The sequence below is a fragment of the Streptomyces xanthophaeus genome (genome assembly GCF_030440515.1).
Taxonomy (GTDB): Bacteria; Actinomycetota; Actinomycetes; order Streptomycetales; family Streptomycetaceae; genus Streptomyces; species Streptomyces kutzneri.
Genome location: NZ_CP076543.1, coordinates 1,103,737 through 1,125,626, shown reverse-complemented (window position 1 = coordinate 1,125,626; position 21,890 = coordinate 1,103,737). Strand labels below are relative to the sequence as shown.

Sequence of the window (21,890 nt, the reverse complement as noted above, 5' to 3'; positions counted from 1 at the left end):
GACGTGAGGCCACTGTCCGCGACGGCCGGACGGTCCCGAAAGTCCCACTAATACGCCTCTTGACGACGCCCGATCCGCTCGGAGAAGTCTTCGGTACCGCGATCCCGTGACAGCTGGATCCAGGTACCGCGGTCCACGGCGTACCCCGGGGATCCGGGCGGAGCGGGCGCGGGCACCGGGCCGCCTGACATCGATGTCGGCACGTCCGTGCGGGTGGTCTTTGGGCCGTCGGGTCCGAGCAGCCCGTGCCGGTGGGCCAGGTAGCCGAGCTGGAAGCGGCTCGTCGCGCCGAGCTGACGCATGACGGCGGAGACGTGGCGCTGGCAGGTGCGCACCGAGATGCCGAGGGCGCGGGCCGTGGCGCGGTCGTCGTCGCCCTGCATCAGGTGCTGCAGGACGGAGCGTTTCGCCTGGTCGGCGACGTCCTGGATGAAGGCCTTCTCGCGCGGCTTGCCGATGCGTTCGCCCGTCGCCCACAGCAGGTCGAACATCTCGGCGACGAACGCGACCAGGTCCGGGCTGCGGACGAGCAGGGCCCCGCCCGCCGTTTCCGGCAGCGGGAGGGCGAGCAGGGACCGGTCGAAGACCAGGCACCGGGCCAGGCCGCCGGAGACGGTCCGCGCCTCGCCCCCGAGAGCCGCCAGCTCCGCCTCGTACCGCACGGTCGGCGGGTCGAAGCGGGCCGAGTGCTGGTACGGCGTGCGTACGGGGACGCCACGGGAGAGCAGGTCCCGGTGCCGGGCACGGGCGCGGCGCAGTCCGGCCTCGGGCAGGGGGCCGCCCGGCTGGGCGCAGAGCACCTCCTGCGTGCACGCGGCGGACTGCCGGTCGAGGACACGCTGGAGTTCGGCCGCCGACTCGACGCGCTCCAGCGGCGGCCCCTCCAGGGTGCGTTGGCGTGCGGCGTGCACGATGGCCAGTTCCGCGAGCTGCCCCCGCATGCGCAGCAGGTCGAGCTGGGCCCCCGGGACGCGTTCCTCCCACCGTTTGAGCAACCGCGCGGACACGTCGGTGGGGTTGGTGGCTGCAAAGCGGTCGGGGCCCATCTCCTGGACCAGGCCGCTGGAGACGAGGGCGCCGAGGGTTCGGGCCATGGCGGCGGGCTCCGCCCGGGCGAGCAGCCGGCTTCTCCGGAGGGGGGCCGTGTTCTGCGAACTCCCGGTAGAGGCCCATCTCCTCGGAGGTGAGCTCCCGGGGCCGGTCACGGTCCTGCGGGCGGTTCGGCGCGCCGGAGGGTGTGCCTCCGTGGGGATGGCCGGAAGACGCAGGACTTCGCCCGAAGGGCTCCAGCACGTTCTTGCTGTCGTCTTTCCGACAGTCGGTAAGACGACGGTCGTACCCCATTGGCGGGCGGCCGCTCCCCCTCGATGCTGGGACGGGGCGCGCCGATCGGGGATGCGCACCGTGCAGGAAAGGCGCGTTCGCATGGATCCCGGACGACCGGCGGGCCCCGCCCGCCGGGCCCCCGGAGGCCGGCCGCCGGGCTCAGTCGTCCGCCGGGTGGACCACCTCGACCCCCTGGTCGCGCAGCACCTCGATCGCCGGGGAGTCCGCGGGGGCGTCCGTCACGACGAGGGCGATCTCCTGCATGGAGCAGATGCGGCCCAGGGCCGCACGGCCGATCTTGTCGGCGGTCGCGACGAGGATCACGCGCTGCGCCGCGGCGACGGCCGCCCGCTTCACCTGTACGTCGTCGAGGTTGTAGGCGGTGGCGCCCTGGACGGGGTCGACCCCGCAGCAGCCCAGGATGAACGTGTCGAAGCACAGGTCCTTGAAGGTCTGCACGGGCGTGTGGCCGTAGAAGGACAGCTCCTCGGGGCGCACCTGCCCGCCGGGCATCACCAGTTGGATGCCGGGATGCGCGGACAGCGTGAAGGCCGCGTGCAGTGAGAGGGGTGCGACGGTGAGCTGGCGGCCCGTCATGGCCTTGGCGATGGCCGCGGCGGTCGTGCCCGTGTCCAGCGCGACCGTCTCGCCGTCGGTGAGCAGTTCGACCACGGCGCGCGCGAGCCGCTCCTTGGCCTGCGCTCCGGACATGGCCCGGATCGCGTAGGGGGGCTCGACGCCGCCGGGCAGGCTGCTCACCGCCCCGCCGCGCACGCGGCGCAGCGCTCCCCGGGACTCCAGCACCTCAAGGTCCCGGCGGATGGTCATCTCGGACGCCCCGGTGGCCTGGGCCAGCTCGGCCACCGTCGCGCGGTTCTGCTGCATGAGCAGTCCCACGACGAACTTGTGCCTCTCCATCACGTTCATGTGTCTGCTTTTAGCACAGATGGCGGCGGAGGGCCGTCAGGATGTTCGTTTCGAACATCGAAACTGTTGAAACGAACATTCATGATGTGTAGCGTGAGTGAAGTAGTGAAAACTTCCTGCTGTTGTGAACGCCGATTGTGTTCATTCGGCCGTGACCGATGAGGAGAGCCATGACCGGCACCCGTGAGGCCGACCTGCCACCAGGGGGGAAGCCCCTGCTCACCACCGTCGCGATCGTCGCCTCGTGCCTGGCGTTCGTGGTGATCGGCGCCCTCCAGGCGCTCTACGGTCCGGCGATCCCGGCCCTGCGGGACGAGTTCGGCATCAGCCCGGCCGTGGCCGGGCTCAGTCTCAGCGCCCACTTCGTCGGCGCCCTCCTCGGGGTGCTGATCTACCACCTCCTGCGGGGCCGCCTGAACAACCGGGTGCTGCTCGGCGGGTCCTACGTGCTGATGGCCGTCGGCGCGGGTGCCTTCGCCTTCTCCCCGAGCTGGGCCCTCGCCCTCGCCGGCACCTTCGTCATCGGCCTGGGCTTCGGCGGCATCGACTACGGACTCAACCAGCTCTTCGCCGTCGGCTTCGGCCACCGCAGCACCGCCATGCTCAACCTGCTGAACGGGCACTTCGGCATCGGCGCGATCGCCGGCCCCGCCCTGATCGGCCGGCTCGGGGCGGACAGCTACCCGGAGATCTTCATCGGCACCGGCGTGATCAGCCTGCTGATCCTCGTCACCCTCGGCGGGGTGGCCGCCCGGGAGCCCGCCCCCGCCCCCGCGGAGGGCGCCCCGGCAGGAGGCGCCCGCGTGCTTCCGATCATCGCGGTGTTCATCGGCGTCTACGTCCTGCACGTCGCCATCGAGACCGGCGTCGGCGGCTGGGAGCCCACCCACCTCGAAGCCGTCGGGTACGGCGCCGCCACCGCCGCGACCGCGACCTCCGCCTACTGGGCCGCCATGACCATCGGCCGGTTCGTCGCCGCGCCGATCAGCCTGCGCTGGTCCGCGCCGTCGATCCTCCTCGTCTGCTGCACCGGCATGGCCGGTTTCCTCCTCCTGGCGACGGTCCCGGCGCTCGCCCCGTACGCGTACTTCGGTGTCGGCCTGATGATCGCGCCGATCTTCCCGACCTGCCTGCCCTGGCTGAACCGCGCCGTGCCCGGCGTCGGCGCCGCCGGTGCCTATGTGATCGCCGCTTCGATGATCGGCGGCGTGGCGTTCCCACCCCTGCTGGGCGCCGTCATCGACACGATGGAGGTCAGGACGGCGCCGCTGCTGCTGTTCCTGCTCGCCGTCGTCTGCGGCGTGCTGAGCCTGTGGCTGCGCCGCAACGCCCCCGACCCCGGTCGCGTGCCCGGCCCGCGCGACTCCGGGCGTACGGACGCCGTCACCACACCCTGAACCCGTAGAACGTGAGGAACCGAAGGATGAAAGCCGTCCTCTTCGACATGTTCGGTGTCATCGCGCGTGTCCAGTCGCCCGAGTCCATGGCCGTCCTGGAACGCACGGCCGGCGGCGACCCCGACCGCTTCTGGGAGGCGTACTGGTCGCACCGGCCCCCCTACGACCGCGGCGAGGTCACCGGTCCCGGCTACTGGCAGGCGGTCTGCGCGCACCTCGGCATCCCGCCCGACCCGCGGCTGACCGAGGAGCTGACCGCCGCCGACCTCGCCGGCTGGAGCGAGATCGACCGGCGCATGGTGGACCTGCTCGGCCTCCTCGCCGACCAGGGGGTCACGCTCGGCCTCCTGTCCAACATCCCCGAGGACCTGGCCGCCCGGTACGAGGCCACCCAGCCGTGGCTGGAGCGGTTCGCGGTCCGCGGTCTCTCCTGCCGGATCGGCAGCGCCAAGCCGGAACCCGCCGCCTACGCGTGGTGCGTGCGCGAGCTCGGACTGCCGCCCGGGAAGATCCTCTTCGTCGACGACCGGGCCGAGAACGTGGACGCCGCCCGCCGGCTCGGCCTCCAGGGGCACGTGTTCACCTCGCCCGAAGAGCTGCGGGTCACCCTGGAGGCGGCATTGACATGACGTCCTCCGCACAGCTCCCCGCCGCGTGCGCCGCCTCGCACGGCAGCTCCCCGCCGCCGCGCCCCGGACGCGAGTTGCCGTTCCGCCGTCCATTTTTCGACGCGTTCACGTTTCGAACGACCCGCATGATTTTCCCCAAGGCCGTCGAACTGGCCCGGCAGCTGCCGCTGGAGCGCGTGGTCACCCACCGCTTCGCCCTCGCCGACCACGAGGAGGCGTTCAAGGCCCTTGCCGCCGTCCCCGGCGCCGAGTGCACCGCCCTGAAGGTAGTGCTCGTACCCCCGCACGACGGAGCGGCCGCATGAGCCCCGCCCCGCGCACCGCACTTGCCGGAGCGCTCGTCCCCGGCACCACCCGGCCCGGTCTTCGCCCGGGTCGCCGGAGTACGCGCCCGTACCGTCCCCCTGGACGCCGGCCACCGGCCACCGGCACGACCTGGAGACGATGCCCGCGGCGGTCACCCCCGCGTTCCTCGACCGCCTCCCCGACCGGATCCTGGGCTCGCCGGCATGCGCATCGGGTACTGCGTCGCGGCGCCGGCCGTGGTGTCCACCGTCCACAAGGCCGTCCCCTTCGCGGTCGGCCGGCTCGCCCGGGCCGCGGCCCTCGCCGCACCCGACCGCCCCGAGGGGGTGCGCCCGTCACGGAGTGCTCGTGCGGACCTTCCCCGCGGACGGCGTCCGCGTCACCGTCGCTCTGCCGGAGGAGAACGACGCCTTCCTCTCGGCAGCAGACCGCTACCGGTCCGGCGCCGGACGGAACTCAGCCCCCGACGGCCTTGGCCCAGTTGCGGTTGACGGTCTCGCGCGCCTTCTCCCGCTGCTCCTCCGTCGGAAACGCCGGCGTGCCCTCGACCGTCGGCAGATTCTCCGCGGCAGCCTTGTCGAGGGTGCCGTCCTCCTTCATGGCGTCCATCAGGACGGGGCGCGCATAGGCGCCGAGCCGGAGGTTCTGGCCCTCCGGACTGAAGAGGTACTCCTGCCACAGACGGGCCGCCGCGGGGTGCGGGGCGTCCTTGTTCACCCCGTTGGCGTAGTACTCGGCGAAGCTGCCGTCGAAGGGGATGGCGGTCCGCCAGTCGACGTCCGCACCCTTCTCGCGGAACTGGTCGGCGTACGCGAGGTTGAGGAAGTCCCAGTCGATGCTGATCGGGGTCTGGCCCTTGGCGATCGTTTCCGGGGAGGATTGGACCGGGATGAAGTTGCCGTTCTTGCTGAGCTCGGCGAAGAAGTCGATTCCCGGCTGGATGTTGTCGAAGGACCCCCCGTTCGCCAGGGCCGCCGCGTACACGCCGGCGAAGGCGGAGCCGGACTTGGTGGGGTCACCGTTCAACGAGACCTGGCCCTTGTACTCGGGCTTGCGCAGGTCCGCGAAGGTCGACGGGCAGGTCTTCACCCGCTTGGCGTCACAGCCGATCGAGATGTAGCCGCCGTAGTTGTTGTACCAGCGGGCGTGCTTGTCCTTCTGCTCCTCGGGGATCTGGTCGAACGCGGCGACCTCGTACGGGGCGAGCAGGCCCTGCCGGGCCGCCGACTGGGCGAACGAGCCCCCCACGTCGATCACGTCGGGGGCGCTGCCGTCGCGCCGGTGCTCCTTCAGGGCGTCGATCTCGTCCTGACTGGTGCCTTCGGGGTTCTCCACCCTGACCTTGATCCCGTACTTCTTCTCGAAGCCGTCGATCAGCGCGCCGTAATTGGCCCAGTCGCGCGGGAGGGCGATCGCGTTGAGCGAGCCCTCCTTCTTCGCCGCCGCGGTCAGTGCCGCCATCCCGCCGGCGTCCGCGGCGGAGGTGGCCACCGCGGGTTCCCTCGGTGCGGCGACGGGCTTGTTCCCGCAGGCGCCGAGGGGCGCCGCTGCCAGGGCCAGGAGGGCGGCGACGAAGGCTGTCCGGAGACGGGGTGCGGGCACAAAGGCTCCATAACGGGCGGTCGCGTACCGATCGAGGCCAGCGTACGGTCGGCAGCCCCGGCGGCGCAGTCCCGAGCCGTGGTGTCCGCCGTCTTCCCTGCGGCTGTCGTAGCGGCGCGTCCTCAGAACCCCTCGTCGTCCCACGCGGCCAGGAGCGCGTCCCCGAGGTCCGGCGAGGCCGGTGCGTCCCCCGCGTGGAGCGCCTGCTCGCTCCAGATGATCTTGCCGCGATCGGTGTAGCGGGTGCCCCAGCGCTCGGCGAACTGCGCGACGAGGAACAGGCCGCGGCCACCCTCGTCGGTGTCCGCGGCCCGGCGAAGGTGCGGGGAGGTGCTGGACCCGTCGGAGACCTCGCAGACCAGGCTGCGGTCGTAGAGCAGCCTCACCCGGATGGGCTCGGTGCCGTACCGGACGGCGTTGGTCATCAGCTCGCTGAGGATGAGTTCCGTGGTGAACGAGATGTCCTCCAGGCCCCACTCCGCCAGACGGCGGGCGCAGGCGTTGCGCACCGGGGACACGGCCGCGGGGTCGGGGGCCACGTCCCATTCGGCGATCCGCGCCGGATCCAGCAGGCGGGTGCGGGCCACCAGCAGCGCGACGTCGTCGCTGGGCCTGGCGGGCAGCATCGCGTCGATCACCGCGGTGCAGGTCTCCTCCGGGGTGCGGGCGGGCCCGGACAGGGCGACGCGCAGCGCTGCCAGGCCGGCGTCCGGGTCATGGTCGCGGCTCTCGATCAGCCCGTCGGTGAAGAGCGCCAGCCGGGAGCCCTCGGGCAGGGTGAGCGCCATGGTCTCCATGGGCAGACCCGCGCCCAGGCCCAGCGGCGGGGAGACCGGCACCTCCGGGAAGGACACGCTCCCGTCGGGGCCGACGAGAGCGGGCCCCGGGTGCCCGGCGGAGGCGGCGGTCACCTGCCCCGAGACGGGATCGTAGATGGCGCACAGGCAGGTGGCTCCGGTGATCCCCTGCCACTCCTGGCCGTCGGTGTCGATGTGCGCGACCAGCTCGTCCAGGTGGCTCAGGAGCTCGTCGGGGGGCAGGTCGAGGGTGGAGAAGTTGTACACGGCGGTGCGCAGGCGCCCCATGGTGGCGGCGGCATGGAGACCGTGGCCGACGACGTCGCCGACCACCAGGGCCACCCGGGTGCCCGGCAGCGGGATGACGTCGAACCAGTCACCTCCCACCCCGGCCTGGGCGGCCAGATAACGGTGCGCGACCTCGACGGCGGACTGCTCCGGCACGCCCCGGGGCAGCAGGCTGCGCTGCAGGGTCACGGCCATGTCGTGCTCGCGCGTGTAGCGGCGGGCATTGTCGACGGACAGCGCCGCCCGGGCGGTCAGCTCTTCGACGAAGGACACGTCCTCCCCGTCGAACGGCGGGGAGTCCTGCCCCCGCCAGTAGCCGACCATCCCCAGCACCACGCCCCGGGCGCGCAGGGGTACGACGATCAGGGAGTGGATGCCGCGGTCCAGGATCTCCAGGGCGTTGCCCTGGTGCTGGGCCGCCCAGCGGTGGGTGGCGCGCAGGTCCGCCTCCAGTACCGCACGGCCTTCGGCCAGCCCGGCGGCCATGGGTCCCGTGGGCCCGAACCGGATCAGCTCGCCGACGGGTGAGAGCGGGTGGTCGTCCCGAAGACCGACGACGGCGGTGCGGCGCATCTCGGTGATCACTTCGGGCGGCTCCTCGCCGCGCAGCACCGGGTCCAGCAGGTCGACCGTGACCACGTCGGCGAACCGCGGGACCGCCACCTCCGCCAGTTCCTCCGCGGTGCGCTCCACGTTCAGCGTCGTACCGACCTGCACCCCCGCGTCGTACAGCAGCTTCAGCCGCTCGCGAGCCACCTCGGCCCTGCCGGCGAGTGCCCGCAGCTCGGTGGTGTCGCGCAGCGTGACGACGGTCCCGGCCTTCCCGTAGGGGGCGGTGGGCCGGATGTTCACCGCCAGCAGCCGATCGGCCGCCATGTGCAGCTCGTCGGTCGCGGAACGGCCCGACGCGATCGGACCGGCGATCTCCTCGTCCAGACCCAGGTCCCTGACGGTGAGCCCCTCCGCGTCCGCCGGCAGATCCAGCAGCCGCCGCGCCTCGTCATTGGCCAGCAGCAGCCGTCCGCCGCCGCCGATGATCAGTACGCCCTCGCGCACCGCGTGCAGCACCGCGTCGTGGTGCTCGTACATGCTGGTCATCTCGGCCGGTCCCAGGCCGTGGGTCCGGCGCAGCAGCCGGCGGCTCACCAGAGCCGTCCCGCCCGCCGACAGCGCGAGCACGCCGGCCGCGGTGCCGAGGACGACCGGCAGCTGCCCGTTCACCATGCTCTGGACGTTCTGGACCGTGACCGGGGAGGAGACGATGGCGACGACCTTCCCGTCGGCCTCCTTGACCGGGACCACCGACACCACGGACTTCCCCAGCGACCCGGTGAACGTCTCGGTGAAGGACTTGCCGGCCGCCGCCTCGGCGAAGGGGCCGACGACGCGCTTGCCGATCTGCCGCGGGTCACTGTGGGCGAGGGTGACCCCGTCGAGTGTGTACACGTTGATGCCGTCGACCCCGGCGATCTCCGCGGCCGCCAGGGCGCTCGGCTGAAGCACCGTGCTGGGGTGGGGGCTGCGCACGGCGGCGACGATCCCCGGAGACTCCGCGAACGTTCCGGCGGCGGCGAGGGTACGGTGCCGGGCGTCCAGCATGGCGGAGCTCTGGGCCTGCACGACGAGCGCCACGACCGCGGCGGCGACGAGAAGGATCACGACGGCCAGCTGGAGGAGGAACACCTCGCCGGCCACACTGCGCACGCTCAGCAGGGACGAAAGACGCTGTGGCCGCCGCGCCCTTCCCTTGGAGGGCGGGGCGTGATCCTGGCGCTCTTGGCGGTGCCCTGAACGAGGAGGCCGACGGCGAGCGGAGGAGCTCATGGCCGAACCGAGCAGCCGGCGCCGGAGTGCTCCCGGAATTTGCTCATACTCCATCCTCCAACCTCTGCGGGCCGTCGGCAGCGGGGCGGACCGGGCGACGGCCGACCGCGAGGTGTCCTTACGCAGGGTCACCGGTCGGCCCTGCGGAGCGGCTCCCCGCGCCGGTGGCCCCACGGGTTGTCCTGTCGATCAGGCCGGGCTCGTGGTGTCCGAGGGATCTCCGGGCCGCCGCGGGGGCGCGGTGCGTGTGGCCGGCGGCCGTCCGTGTGCACGGGTCCGGACCAGCCGGTAACGTCGGTTGCGTGCGTTCCGCCCATGCCGCCGCTGCGTCACCCGGTGGCAGGCCGCCGATCGGCAGAGGAACGGGATCACATGGCAGAGCACAGCTACCGCGACGGGATGGCAGTCGCCGGGGCGGGCCTCGCCCTCCTGGCGGCACTCGGCCCGGCATCGGCGGGCGCCGCCCCACGGAACGCCGATACCGTCACCGGCCCCGCCAGGGCCGTCGCGTCACGCTTCGTGCCGGGGCCTTGCCCCACGACGCCTGAGCCGATCGAGGCGCTGGCCACCGCCCGGTGCGGATTCCTGGAGGTCCCGGAGAACCGGGCCCGTCCCGGAGGCCGGACCATCCGGCTGGCCGTCGCGGTCATCCCGGCCGCCTCGGCGAAGCCCGCCCAGGAACCCGTGGTGTTCATGTCGGGCGGCCCCGGTGGCGAGACCTTCGACGACATCCCGTTCCTCGTCTCCTCCGGCCTGAACCGTGACCGCGACCTGATCGTCATGGCCCAGCGCGGCAATCTCTACGACGAACCGAACCTCGCCTGCCCGGAGCTGGACCGCTTCTACGCCACGTCCGTCGGCCTCCCCTCCTACGCACCGCGGACGGAAAAGCTGATGCTCGACGCGGTGAAGGAGTGCCGGGCCCGCCTGACGGCCGACGGAACCGACCTGAGCGCCTACAACAGCACCGAGAACGCCGCCGACTTCGCCGACCTGCGCACCGCGCTCGGCATCAAGGAGTGGAACGTCTACGGCCACTCCTACGGCAGCAACCTGGCCCTGACCTACCTGCGTCTGCACCCCCAGGGGATCCGCGCGGTGGCGTTCGACTCCATCGCCCCTCCGCAGGACGTCTCCCTGCCCTTCGGCTGGGCCGGCGCCCGGGAGGGCCTCGAAAACCTCTACAAGGCCTGCGCGGCGGAACCGGCCTGCAAGAGCCGCTACCCGGACCTCGGGCGCACCCTGAACGAGCAGGTGCGCAAACTGGAGGCCCATCCCCTGACACTGAACGTCGAGCCGCCGCAGGGCGGCAAACCGGTGAAGGTCGTCCTCGACGGCGGCGCGCTGGTGAACCTTCTGGTGGCCAAGGCGATCCCGTTCGCCGAGGTCCCGGCGGCAATCGACGAACTCGCCCGCGGACGACCGGAGCGCTTCGCCCGCGCCCGCGCCGCCGGCTCGGTCCCGGTCGTCGGCCAGAGCGCCCACGGCCTGACGAATTCGGTGGTGTGCAGCGAGTGGGTACCGGACCATTCGGCGTCCGACGTGCTGAACGCGGGCCGCCGGGCCTTCCCCGGCTGGCCGGACCCGGTCCTGGCCCAGGCACCTCAACTGGCCTTCCAGGAACAGGTCTGCCGTGTGTGGAACGTCCCGGACCGCACCGCCACGGTGCGGGTGGCTCCCGTCAGCTCGGTGCCGACGCTCTTCATCAACGGGACGGGCGACATGAAGACCGGGGCGAGCTGGGCGCAGAAGACGGCCCGTACGCTGCCCGGTTCGACCACCGTGCAGGTCCCCGGCATCGGCCACTGGGTGGTCCCGCAGTCACCCTGCGCCCAGAAGGTGCTGTCGTCCTTCCTCACCGATCCGACCGCCCCCGACACCGGGTGCGTGGCGGGCCTCGGGTGGGAACCGTTCACGATCACCCCGAAGTGAAGCCCGACCCGATCGTGCGGCCGACCGGCGGACCCGGCGATCCCTCCGTGGAAGAAGGTGGTGTCCGTGAACCGGACCGTGTCGTTGCGCACCGCCGGAGGCGCCGTGATCGCCGTGGTGGTGCTGTCCGGTGCCGCACACCCGCAGGCGTACGCGACCGGCGACGACCGCGAGAAGCGCAGCGCGCAGGTGCTCCAGGAGCTGGTGCCTTCTCCTGACGGCCCCGGCTGTGCGGCAGCCGTCGGCGAACGGGGAAGCGTGGTCTGGGAGGCGGGGAGAGGGAAGGCCGATCTGACGACGGGGCGCACCATCACCCCGCAGACGGTCTTCGACATGGCGTCCAACTCCAAACAGTTCACCGCGGACGCCGTCCTTCTGCTGGCCGGCCGGCACCAACTCGCTCTGGACGACCCCCTGTCCGACTACCTCGACGACCCGCCCGCCTGGACGCGGGACGTCACACTGGGCGACCTGATGCGGCACACCAGCGGCATCACCGACTACCAGGACCTGCTGGAGGCCAAGGGCATCGGGCTGACGGATCCGGCCGGCCAGAAGGAAGCGATCGCGGCCATCCTCGCCTCGCAGCCGGAAGAACCGCCCGGCAAGCGCTTCTCCTACTCCAACTCCAACTACGTCCTCCTGGCGCACGTCGTCGAGAGGGTCACCGGCAAGCCGTTCCCGGCCTTCCTCCAACAGGAATTCTTCACCCCACTGCACCTGCGCATGACGTTGTCCCCGGCGGTGGACGTTCCCGGCAAGGCGAAGTCGTACGACGAGAAGGACGGTTCCTTCAGCCCCGATTCCTCGCCCTGGAAGCAGTACGGGGACGGCTCCGTCCAGACCACCCCGGGAGAATTCGTCCGCTGGGCCGACAACTACCGCACCGGTCGCATAGGCGGAACGCAGCTGCTCACCGGAGTCACCGAGGGAGCGGTGAGTGTGGGCGACGTCCTGCGTCAGCGCGGCATCGAGGAAGGCCGGTACGGGGCCGGAATCCTCCTTCTCCCCGACAAGAGCCTGGTGCATCGCGGCGACTGGGAGGGATTCCACAGCACCTTCAAGGTGAGCCCGGACCGCACCACCGCCGTCACCGTCGTGTGCAACGTGGATTCACCCGACCACTTCCGCGCGGCGAACCAACTGATGGACATATGGTCCAAATGAACGGCGGAGCCTGTCCACCGACCGTCTCGCCACCGGTCACAGTGTCAGGCGACCGATGTATCGTCTGCAGCAGCCGAGGGGGAAGGCAGCAGGTTGCGGGCGGAGGCAGTGGGGCCGGCGTGGGCCAAGGAGGGGCTGGGGCATCGGAGTCCCAAGTTCCCCCTGTCCGTGGAAGGGCCCGTCCGGCGGTTGGTGGACCGGCTCGTCCCGGGGGTGTCCAGCGTCACCAAGTACGCGCGCTACTACGCGCTCTACGCCGCGGCCGCAGCCGAGGCCGAGCGCCGCGACCTTGACGCCCAGGGCTGCCGTGAGCTGCTGCGCCGGGCGGAGGTGCTGCTCGCGGCAGTACAGATCGCGCAGTCGCCGGGCGGCATCCCCGACGGGCTCTCCCCACACGGTCACGACGGCGTGTACCCCGGGCTGTCCGCCGGCGGCGGGCTCGACCTCGACCGGACCGCCCGGGTCTACTCGCCCCGGTCGTGGGGCTTCTGGTCCCAGTACGGTGCACCTGCCCAGGTCCTCGGCATCGTCGAGTACGGCAGGGGCGGCATCCGGCCGGGACGGGAGCAGTGCCCCGCGGAAGTCGGCGAACTGTTCGCACCGCTGCTCGCCCTCGCAGGCTCCGAGCGGACCGAGGTGCGGCCCGCCGAGCTGCAGGAAGCCGGGGCCGCAGCGCTGGGTGAGCCGTGTGCCGCGGAGCGGGACTGGCTCGCCTCGTTGCTGACCGCGTCCCGCGACGGAATACACCGTCCGGATGAATGGCGGGCCACCGATCGGACGCGGAGGGCCACGCTGCGCGTGCTCGCGCAGGCGGTCGCGCAGCACGGAGGAGACTCGTACACCGGTGCGCTGCGGGAGACCGTCGCGTTCGGCCCGCTCCTGGCCGACGACCCGGTACTGTCCACCGTCCCCGAGGCAGCCCGCTGGCGGGGCCTGCTGCTGCGCCACTACTCCGTGTCCGCATGGCGCCGGCTGTGGGCGGACCTCGTCACGGAGGTCGGTACCCAGGACGGGCAGGACGGCGGCCAGGACCGGTCGGCGGCCGAGCTTCGCGCCTGGCTGTGCGATCAGGTGCCCGACGGGACCGTCAACGAGGCACTCGCCGCACTCGGCCCCGTCCACGACCGGGCCGGGCACTCCATCCCGGTCGAGCCACGGCTCCTCCAGGAGGAACCGGCTCCCTGGCGGGACATCCGCGTCCTCCTCGCGGGCGGCCTCCGCGCCCGTGACAGCACCGATGGCACACATCGTCACCCAGGCACCCTGTTCGCCGGGGTCCAGCGCGCTTTCCTCGGCGACCGGCGAGAGTTCCTCGACCCGATGTGGGTGGAGGCACTGATGCGCGAGTACGGTGACCGGCCGGTCCGGGACCTGGCGTCACGCCTGGCGGACGACATGCTGGCCCAGTCCCGCAGGGTGGCCTTGCGCAAGCTGCGCTACGACCCGCAGACGGGCGGCCTCAAGATCTTCTCCCGCCTGCACATGCGCAACGACCGCTACTTCAGGATCGGCGAGGAGTCGAAGGAAGAGATCGGCATCCGGATCCCTCAGCTCGGTTCCATCGGCCGGCAGCTCGGCCTCTTCGCGGCCGACGCACGTGAGGCCGGCTCCCTGACCCTGACCGAAGCGGCGTGGACGAGCCTGGACGTGGTGGCATGACAGCAGCGGTGCACACCGAATTCGCCTCGCCCGTCTCCCTCCTGCGGGCCTGGCAGGAGCGCCCGGACAAGGCACCGCTCAGGGAGTTCCTGGTCCTCGGCTTCACGACCGACCTCCCGTTCCTGGAAGCGGTCGCCGTCCCGGTCGCCCGCGCACTGGGCGCCCGTGTCGCGATCCTGGGGGACGCCGGACATGCCTTGCACGAAGCGGTCGACGTGCGGCAGGCCGGACGCGGCTACCTCCACGGCGTCGCCTCCTGTCACGGGGCCTTCCACCCCAAACTGGCCCTGCTGCTGGGGGACGACGCCTGCCGCGTCGCCATCGGCTCGGGCAATCCGACGCAGTCGGGATGGGGCACCAACGACGAACTGTGGACGGTCGTCGCCACGGACGGAACGGCTTCCCACCCGCTCCTGGCCGATCTGGCCGACTGGCTGGAGGAGCTGCCGGACGCGGTCGCCATGACCCCCTGGTGGGAGGAGCACCTGCGCCACATCGCCGGCCTGCTGACCGAGCTGCACTGCGAGGCGCCTGCCCTCGATACGGAAGGCACGGACGTGCGCCTGGTGCACAACCTGCACCGGCCCCTCCTCGACCAGCTCCCCGCCGGACCGGTGGACGAACTGAGGCTGTACGCGCCCTTCGTGGATCCCTCGGGCGAGATGCTGAGGCTGCTCCGGGACCGCCTGTCCCCGGCCGACGTGACCTTGGGACTCCAGCGCAGGTGGTCCGACTACGACGCGGGCGGGGTGCGCCACGCCTTCGCCGGGCACCCTGCCGCCCGGGTGCGCGAGCTCGCAGAGACCAGGATGCGGCACGGCAAGCTCATCGAGTGGCGTACGGGCGACCGCTGGCACGCGCTCACCGGAAGCCCCAACCTGACCAGGGCGGCACTCGGCCGGGCCGTCGGCGACGCCCCGCGCGGGGCAGTGGACGGCCCCGCCCGCAATTGCGAACTCGCCGTCCTGGCGAGCGGGACCAGCCCGCTGCTGCCGGACGAGGGACCCACCACTCCCGTCCCGGAGCTCACCGGCTCCACCACGGCAACCCGTGGCCGAGCGGGAGCACCGCCCGCGCTCGTGCTGCTCGGTGTACGGGCGGACGGGCTTGCGCTGGAGGCCGTACTGGGTCGATGTCCTGCAGGTGTGGAGGTCTCCGTCGAGCTCTCGTCGGACGGCGGCGCTCCAGGCTCATGGGCCACGATCGGGCGTATTCCGGCCGACCGTCACACCGCCACGTTCCTTCTGCCCGCGGCGCCACCGGGCGCTGCCGTCCGAGCCACCTGCCGACTGGCCGACGGAACGTACGTCGAATCTGCCGTGGCCTTCCTCTACAGCGCCGAACGCTGCGCACCGCGCGGCGCGACCGACGCGGGCCCGCGCCTCTTCGCCGGCTGTGCTGTCGACGACCTGTTCCGCGATGCGGTGGCCGCGCGACGGTTCGAGCAGGACATCGCCCGGCTGCGTGAACTTTTCGTCACGGACGCGGCGGGGCGGCCGACGCAGGCCGGCGGGGCCTCGCCGACGGTGGCCGACTGCCGACGGACACTGGGCACGGAGCTGACCGAGGTGGCCTTCGGACCCCTCGCGATGGACCTGCCGCAGCTCCCGCAGCTCCCGCAGGCTCCGGTGGCGCAGCGCTGGCAGATCTCGGAGTACCTCACGGTGGACGACGAGGACGAGGACGAGGCCGGCGAAGCCGGCTTCGACACGGAGGCGGACGTGGAGGGAGGTCCGTCGGCGCTTCCTGACAGTGCACGCGAGTACTCCCGCCGGTGGATGAGCAGGCTGGCACGCCGGCTGGCGTCCGAGGCGGAAGCGGTGGACAAGGCAGCTGCCGAGGCTGCCCGGAGGGGTCGGCAGAGCCGGCAGGGCCAGGAGGGCGACGCGGAGCCGGGAGCCCGGCCCCGGCCCCGGCCGTGGTCCGTGCCGACGACGCTGCTGGTCGCCGCCCTGCACCTGCAGCTGCTCGCCGCGGGCGCCTGGGACGAGAACGACTACGGCTGGCGCGCCGTCACGGCCGACCTGCTCCGCGCACTCACCGCAGTGGACCGGTGGCCGGCGGACGCGTACGTACCCGAGGAACAGGGGCAGCGTCTTGATGCGGTGATCGCCGTACACATGTCGCTCCTCGGCCTGCACGGTGAGATCGAGGGACCGGACGCGGAACCGGTGGCAGCCACGGCCTGGAAGCAGAGCCGGACCGCGGTCGCCCGTGCACAGCCGGACCGTGCGGCGGACCTCTACATGCAGACGGGCCTCCGAGGGGCCCCCGTGGCCACCGAGGCTGATGTCGAAGCACTCGCCAAGCGGGCCCGGGCCGTACCGGACCCCGTCGCAGAGGCGCACCGGGCTCTGGCTGTCGCCCATCTGAGCGCGACCTACGAGGCCGGTGTCTGGGAGCTCGCGGGTGAGTTCAGCAACCCGCAGGCCGCGTGTGCGAAGGCAGTCACGGTGCTGGCCGGCCTGCCCGACGGCCTGTGGCCCGGCCCCGTGCTCGCCCGGGCCCGCGGTCAGGGCACGCGGGTTCCCTGCTTCATGGCCTGGCACCGGCCGGTCCTCGTTCGCCAGCGGGGTGCGCAGTGGACCAGCTTCCGCGTCCCGGCCCCGGCGACCCCGTCCGCCACGTTCCACAGCGGAGCGCCCCGCCCTGCAGCCCAGGGCGAGCAGGCCCGACGAGACCTCGGCCCCCTCCTGACCGCAGCGGATCTGGACCCCCTGCAGCTGTTCCTCCACCTCAACGGGAGTCCCTCGCACCAGGTCGCGGGATCCTCTACTCGAAGCCGAACTCTGATCGGGAGGGAGTGAGAGTGGCGCTGATCGACACGCGGCTCATCCAGACCGCCGTGATCGGTGGCCGGGAGTCGGACCAGCCCGTCATCCTTCCCGAACAACCGCACAACCTGGACGAGTTCCGTCGCCAGTTCGGCACCGACCGCTTCTGGTGCGGCACGCTCCTCGGCGGTTGCGGGCAGAAACTGATGACCAAGCGGTACGAGACCAAGGTCTGTCACTTCTCGCACTTTCCGGGCCGCGAAGGAAGCCGAGCGTGCGACCGAACCGCTACCGGAGTCGACAGCGCCGACCACCTCTTCATCAAAATGCATGTCAAGGAGTGGCTCGCAGATCAGGGGCATGCGGCGCAGGCCGAGTTGCGCAGCCTGGGTGGCGGCCCCGGGGACGCCGTGGACTTCTGGCTCCGCGCCACCGAGCAACACCTGCGGTTCGAACTGCGGCCGGAGGACTACCGCAGCTGGCGCAGGGCAGCCGACAGTCTCGGTGCCAAGGAAGGCCACGTCGAATGGGTGTTCGGGCCCGACGGTCCCATCACGCGGGACATGGTGGCTCGCCAGGGATACGCCTTGCGCGTCCGCTGTGAAACGGTCGGAACCGACCGTCGCGTCCTCATCGGAACTGTCGCTGACCACCACCTCGTTGCCTGGGCGCCCCTGGAATCGTGCCGGATGACCAAGGACGGCATGGTCACGCCGGAACTCGAGGCACTGCGTTCCGCCGGGGCTGTGCGCGCGGGCGGTATGCGCAACGATCCGTTGCCCGGCACCCTGCCGCTGCGCGGCGAGGAGATCGTGTTCGCGGTCGACTCCGGCAGCGGGAGTCCGGCGCAGTCATCCCTCGAGGTCGAGGGCCGCTTTCTGGTGGCGGGCTTCATCAAACCTGCCGGCAGCCGGATCATCCGGGCCAGCGTTTCGCTCCCGGACGACGTATCTCCCCCCACCGATCAATACGTGTACCGGTTGTCGGGTCCCGCACGCTTGCTGATCACCGACACAGGCGGAGTCGACGGCACCCACTACGCCGTACGTGCTGACGCCCTCGTGCGCCTCAACGGGCTCGATGCCGAACGTACCGGTCTGTGGCGGCCGGCCGTCTCCCTGCCCGAGCAGGTTTCCGTCCCGGCCGGTACCCGGCGACCGGAGCCCGCCAGGCCGGAGGCGTCAACCGTGCCGGACGTTCCCGGGGATGGTCTGAGCACGGTAGCCGTCCAGGTCCGGCAGGAGCTGGAACGAGTGGCGGCCCAGCGAGCCACGACCACTTGGCACGACCTTGCCCGCCGAGTGGGCCGGTATCTCAGTCATCTCCCTGACCCCGCGATGCGGGACTTGTTGGTGGAGGTGGACAAGCCCGGCCGGCCCGATGCTCCCTTTCTCTGTGTGCTGGTCCGTGCTCCTTCGGGGCGCGACCTCCCCTACCTGGGTGCCGTCCTCGAGAAGCTCGGTGCGCGAGCCCCTGGTTCGGGAGAGGGCCTTCGCGGGTGGAGCGGCGACATGAGGGAGCGGGCGTACGAGAAGTACTGCCCGAGGGCTGTCCCGCAGCCGTCCTCGTCCTACGAACGCCCAGCGGCACTGCTCGCGGAGAGACTGCGCATGCGACTGCGTGACGCGGCGGACGTCACTCGGAAGCTGTCCGAGAGCCCTGACACCGACCTCGCAGTTGTCGTACAGCAGGCCGAGAGCCACCTCGAAGCCTACAAGTCCGCCGGCCTGAGCACTGCGGACCTCCGCGCATGGCTGTCCTGCGGTGATCCGATCGTCGTGGACTTCGAGCGTCTCATCGACCGCGCACTCGCTGCGAGCCGAGAGGCTGCCAACCCTCCCGCGCCGAGTGGCGTGGCTGCCGCGGTCGGCGAGCAGGAGGCCGCCGATGCCGAGGCGCTGGCCCAGTTCCAGACCATTCTTGACGTGATCCGTGACGCCCAGGCCGACGGGAACGTGGCGGCAGTGGAGGCCGGCCGCCGCATGGCGGGTCCGCTGTACGCCCGGAAGCTGGCTTCGACCGACCGCGAGCGCTACGCCCCCTTCATGCGGGAGATGACGGAGTGGTGCCTCTCGCATCGGCCGTAGTCGCACGGTCTCCGGGGAGCGCTTCACGAGATCGGTCAGCTCCGCCGGCAGCTCTCGGCAGCGCTGCCCGCCGCCGACGAGGCCGCAGCGAAGCGTTGCCCGCCCGGGCGGTGCGCGTGGACGGGTTGCCGGGCAGGCGCGGGTCGACCACCGGGCCTGCTCGGCGTCGGAGGACCAGAATTTCCTTGCAACCGGCCCTGGACGGAGGCTGAATGAGGGACAAGGGTGACCGGTATGCGCCCGGTGCACACAGTCCGTGAGTGATATCACGGGGGTGATCTCGGTTCTCTACCTGCTCTTCCGTGCGGGGTGCGTTCTTCTCGGTGAGGAGGCAACAAGTGGTCCAGCACGCGCTGCGGCACTGCGATCGGTGCGGCTGCCGGCTCAGCCGGTACAACCCGGACGGGCTCTGCGCCGCCTGCGCCCGCGCCCGGGTTCCCGAAGCGTCCTCGCTGCCGGCCGTGCCGGACCGGGTCTGGCAGGACGGCGCGGTTCGACAGGCCTTCGCCGCCTTGGACTTCGGCAGGGCCAGCCGGCTGATCAGGCAACGAGGTTCGCTGCGCCAAGAGGACATGGCCCGGCTCACCGGGCTGAGCCAAGCGTTCTTATCCATGCTGGAGTCGGGCAGCCGTCGCCTCACCAACATCGACAAGATCATCGAATTCGTCGCAGGCCTCGGGGCACCCGCCGAGCTCGTGCAACTGCCGCTTCCCCGGCCTCCAGGGACGGCGCCTCCGCCGCCCGTCGACCAGGCGGCAGGCGATCTTGACCCCACCCTCCCGTGGAGCGCCGCCCGTATGGTGGCGGCACTGGACCACGCGGTTGGAGGCAGCGTGATGGACCGCCGGCAGTTCCTCACGGTGAGCGGGATCGCCCTCACCGCCTTCGTACACCACTGGGGCACCGCCGAAGCCGAGCCCCTCCGGCGAGCCGCCGACGGCAGCCGGCTCTCGGCGGAACTGCTGGACAACCTGCAGGCGACCACCGACCGCCTGCGCATCATGGACGCGAGCGCCGGCAGCGGCACACTGAGCGAACTGGGCGACGCGCACCTGGAACTGCTCAAACGTCTCCTGCAGAAGGCGTCGTACACGGAAGACATCGGTCGCCGCCTGGCCGGCATAGTCGCCGACACCGCCACCCAGACCGGCTGGTTCGCCTTCGACTCCGGACGGCACGACCACGCACAGCACTACCTGCTCGCGGCGCTGCGTGCCGCCAAGGTCTCCGGCGACGACCGCCTCGGCGCCGGAGCCCTCTCCTACCTGGCCATTCACGGCTACTCCACCGGGCAGCCGCGCACGGCGGTCACCGCAGCGCGAGCCGCCCGGGAGAAGATCAAAACCCTCGGCACCCCCGCCCTCGAAGCCATGCTGCTGACCAGACAGGCACGAGGCCACGCCAAACTGGGCGAGCGACAGGCAGCGCTCACCGCGCTCGGCGAGGCCGCCGAACTCGTCGCCCGCGGGCGTTCCGAATCGGATCCCCACTGGCTCTACTGGATCAACGAAGGTGAGATCCACGGCCAGGCCGGCAGTGCCCACCTCGACCTGGGCGCCCCGCCCGAGGCCGCCGTCAGCTTCACCGAGGCACGCAAGGCGCTGAACCCGGCGGACCAGCGCACCAACGCCCTCTTCCTCTCCCGTGCCGCGTCCGCCTACCTCAGGCAGGGCGAGCTGGAGGCAGGGTGCTCCACGGCGCACCAGGCGCTCGACCTCGCCGAACAGCTCCATTCCGCCCGGCTCGACGAGCACATCGATGCGATGGTGGGCGAGCTCGCCCCCGCCGGCCGAGACCCGTACGCTCGGGAGCTGATCGACCGCGCCGCCCTCGTGACCGGTACAAGGAGCCGAACGTGACCCAGGCCCAGCAGGCCCTCGTGCTGTGGGACATCGACCGCACACTCCTGTACGTCGGCGACATCGACCGGCAGGTCTACCGGGAGACGTTCGCCGAGGTCGTCGGCCGCCCCGCAGAACACCTGCCGGCCCGCGGTACCGGCGTCACGATGCCGCTGGCGATCCGGTCGCTCCTCATCGACAACGGTGTGCCGGACGCAGACGTGGCCGGGCTACTGCCGCGGATGGTGGAACTCCTACCGGAACGGCTCGCGGCACACAGCCAGGCTCTGCGGCACCAGGGGGTCCTCATGCCCGGCGCCACCGCTGCCTTGCGTGCGGTGCACGACGATCCCGCTCTCGTCCCGACTGCCGTCACCGGCAACCTGAAGCCGAACGCCCTGCTCAAGCTGGCGGCCTTCGACCTGGAGAGCATGCTGGACATGGAGATCGGCGGATTCGCCTCCGACGACCACCACCGGCCTGCGCTCGTCGCCATCGCCCAGAAGCGGGCCGAGGCGAAGCACGGAACGGCATTCCACCGTGAGAACACCGTCATCATCGGCGACTCCCTCGAGGACGTCCGTACCGGTCGTGAGGGCGGCGCGGCCGTCATCGGTGTCGCATCGGGCAGGACCACGGCTGCCGAGCTGAGCGAGTCCGGTGCCGATATCGTGCTCGATTCGCTCGAGGACGTCGCGAGGGTGATGAGGGGCATCTCCGAACTCACGAGCACGAGCACGAGCCGAGGGCCGTAACAGGCCGCTGCCCGGGGCCGGGTTCACCCCTCGCGTGCGGCTACGCCCGCAGCACGGCGAGCTGTTCCGCTCCCGGCGCCGCGCGGCCGATCAGCGGCGGGAGGTGGAGCGGGTGGCGAACCCGGCGGAGCCACGGGAGGCGTCGAGCAATCCGTACTGCCAGCCCAGCGTAATGAGGTGGGGATCGTTGGAGGCCGTCCAGCGCTTCTTCAGGTCACGCAGTTTCCTGCCCACGGCGTCGGCCGAGTAGTGGCACCGGCGGCCGGTTTCCGCCAACTCGCCGCCCAGGGCGAGACCCCAGAGGATCTCCCGCTCGACCTCGTCAGCCGCCGGCGCCGGTGCGATCGGTTCGGGTGGGGGCAGTTGCTGGGTCACATAGCACCTGTGGATGAGAGCGGTGCGGGAAGCCACGCCGGTCCTGGTGTTGCTGTCGGACATCTGGACATCCACGGTGGCCCTGGAGAGCCCGAGGTCGGCGGCGACCTGGGCGCTGGACATGCCGAGGGCCACCTTCGCGGCGATCCGGAGCTGAGAGGGGGTGAGCAGGGGCGGGGCGGCACTCGGGCGTCCGGTCATGGG

The 21,890-nt window shown here is 71.6% G+C and carries 15 protein-coding genes; 10 read left to right on the top strand and 5 right to left on the bottom strand.

Going from position 1 to position 21,890, the window contains the following annotated elements:
* Positions 1–47: 47 nt before the first annotated feature.
* Positions 48–1,094 (bottom strand): helix-turn-helix transcriptional regulator, encoded by a 1,047-nt coding sequence (locus KO717_RS04920; protein WP_301364627.1) that lies wholly within the window; start codon positions 1,092–1,094, stop codon positions 48–50.
* Between the two features lie 391 nt (positions 1,095–1,485).
* On the bottom strand, positions 1,486–2,253 hold the full coding sequence (locus tag KO717_RS04915) for a DeoR/GlpR family DNA-binding transcription regulator (protein WP_301364626.1): 768 nt from the start codon (positions 2,251–2,253) through the stop codon (positions 1,486–1,488).
* A gap of 170 nt (positions 2,254–2,423) precedes the next feature.
* On the opposite strand from KO717_RS04915, the gene KO717_RS04910 reads away from it, so the two are divergent.
* The 3 genes from KO717_RS04910 to KO717_RS04900 all read left to right on the top strand — a co-directional run bounded on the left by KO717_RS04910 (position 2,424) and on the right by KO717_RS04900 (position 4,584).
* The gene (locus KO717_RS04910) at positions 2,424–3,650 is read left to right on the top strand and encodes an MFS transporter (protein WP_301364625.1); all 1,227 of its coding nucleotides are present in this window, start codon (positions 2,424–2,426) and stop codon (positions 3,648–3,650) included.
* Between the two features lie 26 nt (positions 3,651–3,676).
* Positions 3,677–4,279: an HAD family hydrolase gene (locus KO717_RS04905; RefSeq protein ID WP_301364624.1), complete on the top strand. Its 603-nt coding sequence runs from the start codon at positions 3,677–3,679 to the stop codon at positions 4,277–4,279.
* A gap of 125 nt (positions 4,280–4,404) precedes the next feature.
* Positions 4,405–4,584, top strand: coding sequence for a hypothetical protein (locus KO717_RS04900; RefSeq protein ID WP_301364623.1), 180 nt, complete (start codon positions 4,405–4,407; stop codon positions 4,582–4,584).
* 457 nt (positions 4,585–5,041) lie between these two features.
* On the opposite strand, the gene KO717_RS04895 is transcribed toward KO717_RS04900, so the two are convergent.
* Positions 5,042–6,187 (bottom strand): ABC transporter substrate-binding protein, encoded by a 1,146-nt coding sequence (locus KO717_RS04895; RefSeq protein WP_301364622.1) that lies wholly within the window; start codon positions 6,185–6,187, stop codon positions 5,042–5,044.
* Between the two features lie 122 nt (positions 6,188–6,309).
* Positions 6,310–9,096, bottom strand: a complete 2,787-nt coding sequence (locus tag KO717_RS04890; protein WP_437184466.1) for a SpoIIE family protein phosphatase — start codon at positions 9,094–9,096, stop codon at positions 6,310–6,312.
* Between the two features lie 372 nt (positions 9,097–9,468).
* On the opposite strand from KO717_RS04890, the gene KO717_RS04885 reads away from it, so the two are divergent.
* The 7 genes from KO717_RS04885 (at position 9,469) to KO717_RS04855 (ending at position 21,311) form a co-directional block, all read left to right on the top strand.
* Positions 9,469–11,028: an alpha/beta fold hydrolase gene (locus KO717_RS04885; RefSeq protein ID WP_301364620.1), complete on the top strand. Its 1,560-nt coding sequence runs from the start codon at positions 9,469–9,471 to the stop codon at positions 11,026–11,028.
* Positions 11,029–11,094: 66 nt separating this feature from the next.
* On the top strand, positions 11,095–12,195 hold the full coding sequence (locus KO717_RS04880) for a serine hydrolase domain-containing protein (RefSeq protein ID WP_301364619.1): 1,101 nt from the start codon (positions 11,095–11,097) through the stop codon (positions 12,193–12,195).
* Between the two features lie 168 nt (positions 12,196–12,363).
* The gene (locus KO717_RS04875; protein WP_301364618.1) at positions 12,364–13,854 is read left to right on the top strand and encodes a hypothetical protein; all 1,491 of its coding nucleotides are present in this window, start codon (positions 12,364–12,366) and stop codon (positions 13,852–13,854) included.
* Positions 13,851–16,661: a hypothetical protein gene (locus tag KO717_RS04870; RefSeq protein WP_301364617.1), complete on the top strand. Its 2,811-nt coding sequence runs from the start codon at positions 13,851–13,853 to the stop codon at positions 16,659–16,661. Before KO717_RS04875 ends, KO717_RS04870 begins: the two co-directional genes overlap by 4 nt.
* Positions 16,662–16,663: 2 nt before the next feature.
* Entirely contained in the window at positions 16,664–18,715 is a 2,052-nt protein-coding gene (locus KO717_RS04865; RefSeq protein WP_301364616.1) for a hypothetical protein, read from the top strand.
* A gap of 338 nt (positions 18,716–19,053) precedes the next feature.
* Positions 19,054–20,574 carry a helix-turn-helix domain-containing protein gene (locus KO717_RS04860; RefSeq protein ID WP_301364615.1) on the top strand — a complete coding sequence of 507 codons (1,521 nt, stop codon included), beginning with the start codon at positions 19,054–19,056 and terminating at the stop codon, positions 20,572–20,574.
* Positions 20,571–21,311, top strand: a complete 741-nt coding sequence (locus KO717_RS04855) for an HAD family hydrolase (protein WP_301364614.1) — start codon at positions 20,571–20,573, stop codon at positions 21,309–21,311. The genes KO717_RS04860 and KO717_RS04855 overlap by 4 nt, the downstream gene beginning before the upstream one ends.
* A 90-nt stretch (positions 21,312–21,401) precedes the next feature.
* On the opposite strand, the gene KO717_RS04850 is transcribed toward KO717_RS04855, so the two are convergent.
* Positions 21,402–21,887, bottom strand: a complete 486-nt coding sequence (locus KO717_RS04850) for a LuxR C-terminal-related transcriptional regulator (RefSeq protein ID WP_301364613.1) — start codon at positions 21,885–21,887, stop codon at positions 21,402–21,404.
* Between the last annotated feature and the right edge of the window lie 3 nt (positions 21,888–21,890).

Excerpts from the sequence above, each read along its gene's own strand:
- KO717_RS04915 (WP_301364626.1), bottom strand. The coding sequence starts at position 2,253 with ATGAACGTGATGGAGAGGCACAAGTTCGTCGTGGGACTGCTCATGCAG.
- KO717_RS04920 (WP_301364627.1), bottom strand. The coding sequence starts at position 1,094 with ATGGCCCGAACCCTCGGCGCCCTCGTCTCCAGCGGCCTGGTCCAGGAG.
- KO717_RS04850 (WP_301364613.1), bottom strand. The coding sequence starts at position 21,887 with ATGACCGGACGCCCGAGTGCCGCCCCGCCCCTGCTCACCCCCTCTCAG.
- KO717_RS04905 (WP_301364624.1), top strand. The coding sequence starts at position 3,677 with ATGAAAGCCGTCCTCTTCGACATGTTCGGTGTCATCGCGCGTGTCCAG.
- KO717_RS04870 (WP_301364617.1), top strand. The coding sequence starts at position 13,851 with ATGACAGCAGCGGTGCACACCGAATTCGCCTCGCCCGTCTCCCTCCTG.
- KO717_RS04885 (WP_301364620.1), top strand. The coding sequence starts at position 9,469 with ATGGCAGAGCACAGCTACCGCGACGGGATGGCAGTCGCCGGGGCGGGC.
- KO717_RS04890 (WP_437184466.1), bottom strand. The coding sequence starts at position 9,096 with ATGAGCTCCTCCGCTCGCCGTCGGCCTCCTCGTTCAGGGCACCGCCAA.
- KO717_RS04900 (WP_301364623.1), top strand. The coding sequence starts at position 4,405 with ATGATTTTCCCCAAGGCCGTCGAACTGGCCCGGCAGCTGCCGCTGGAG.
- KO717_RS04910 (WP_301364625.1), top strand. The coding sequence starts at position 2,424 with ATGACCGGCACCCGTGAGGCCGACCTGCCACCAGGGGGGAAGCCCCTG.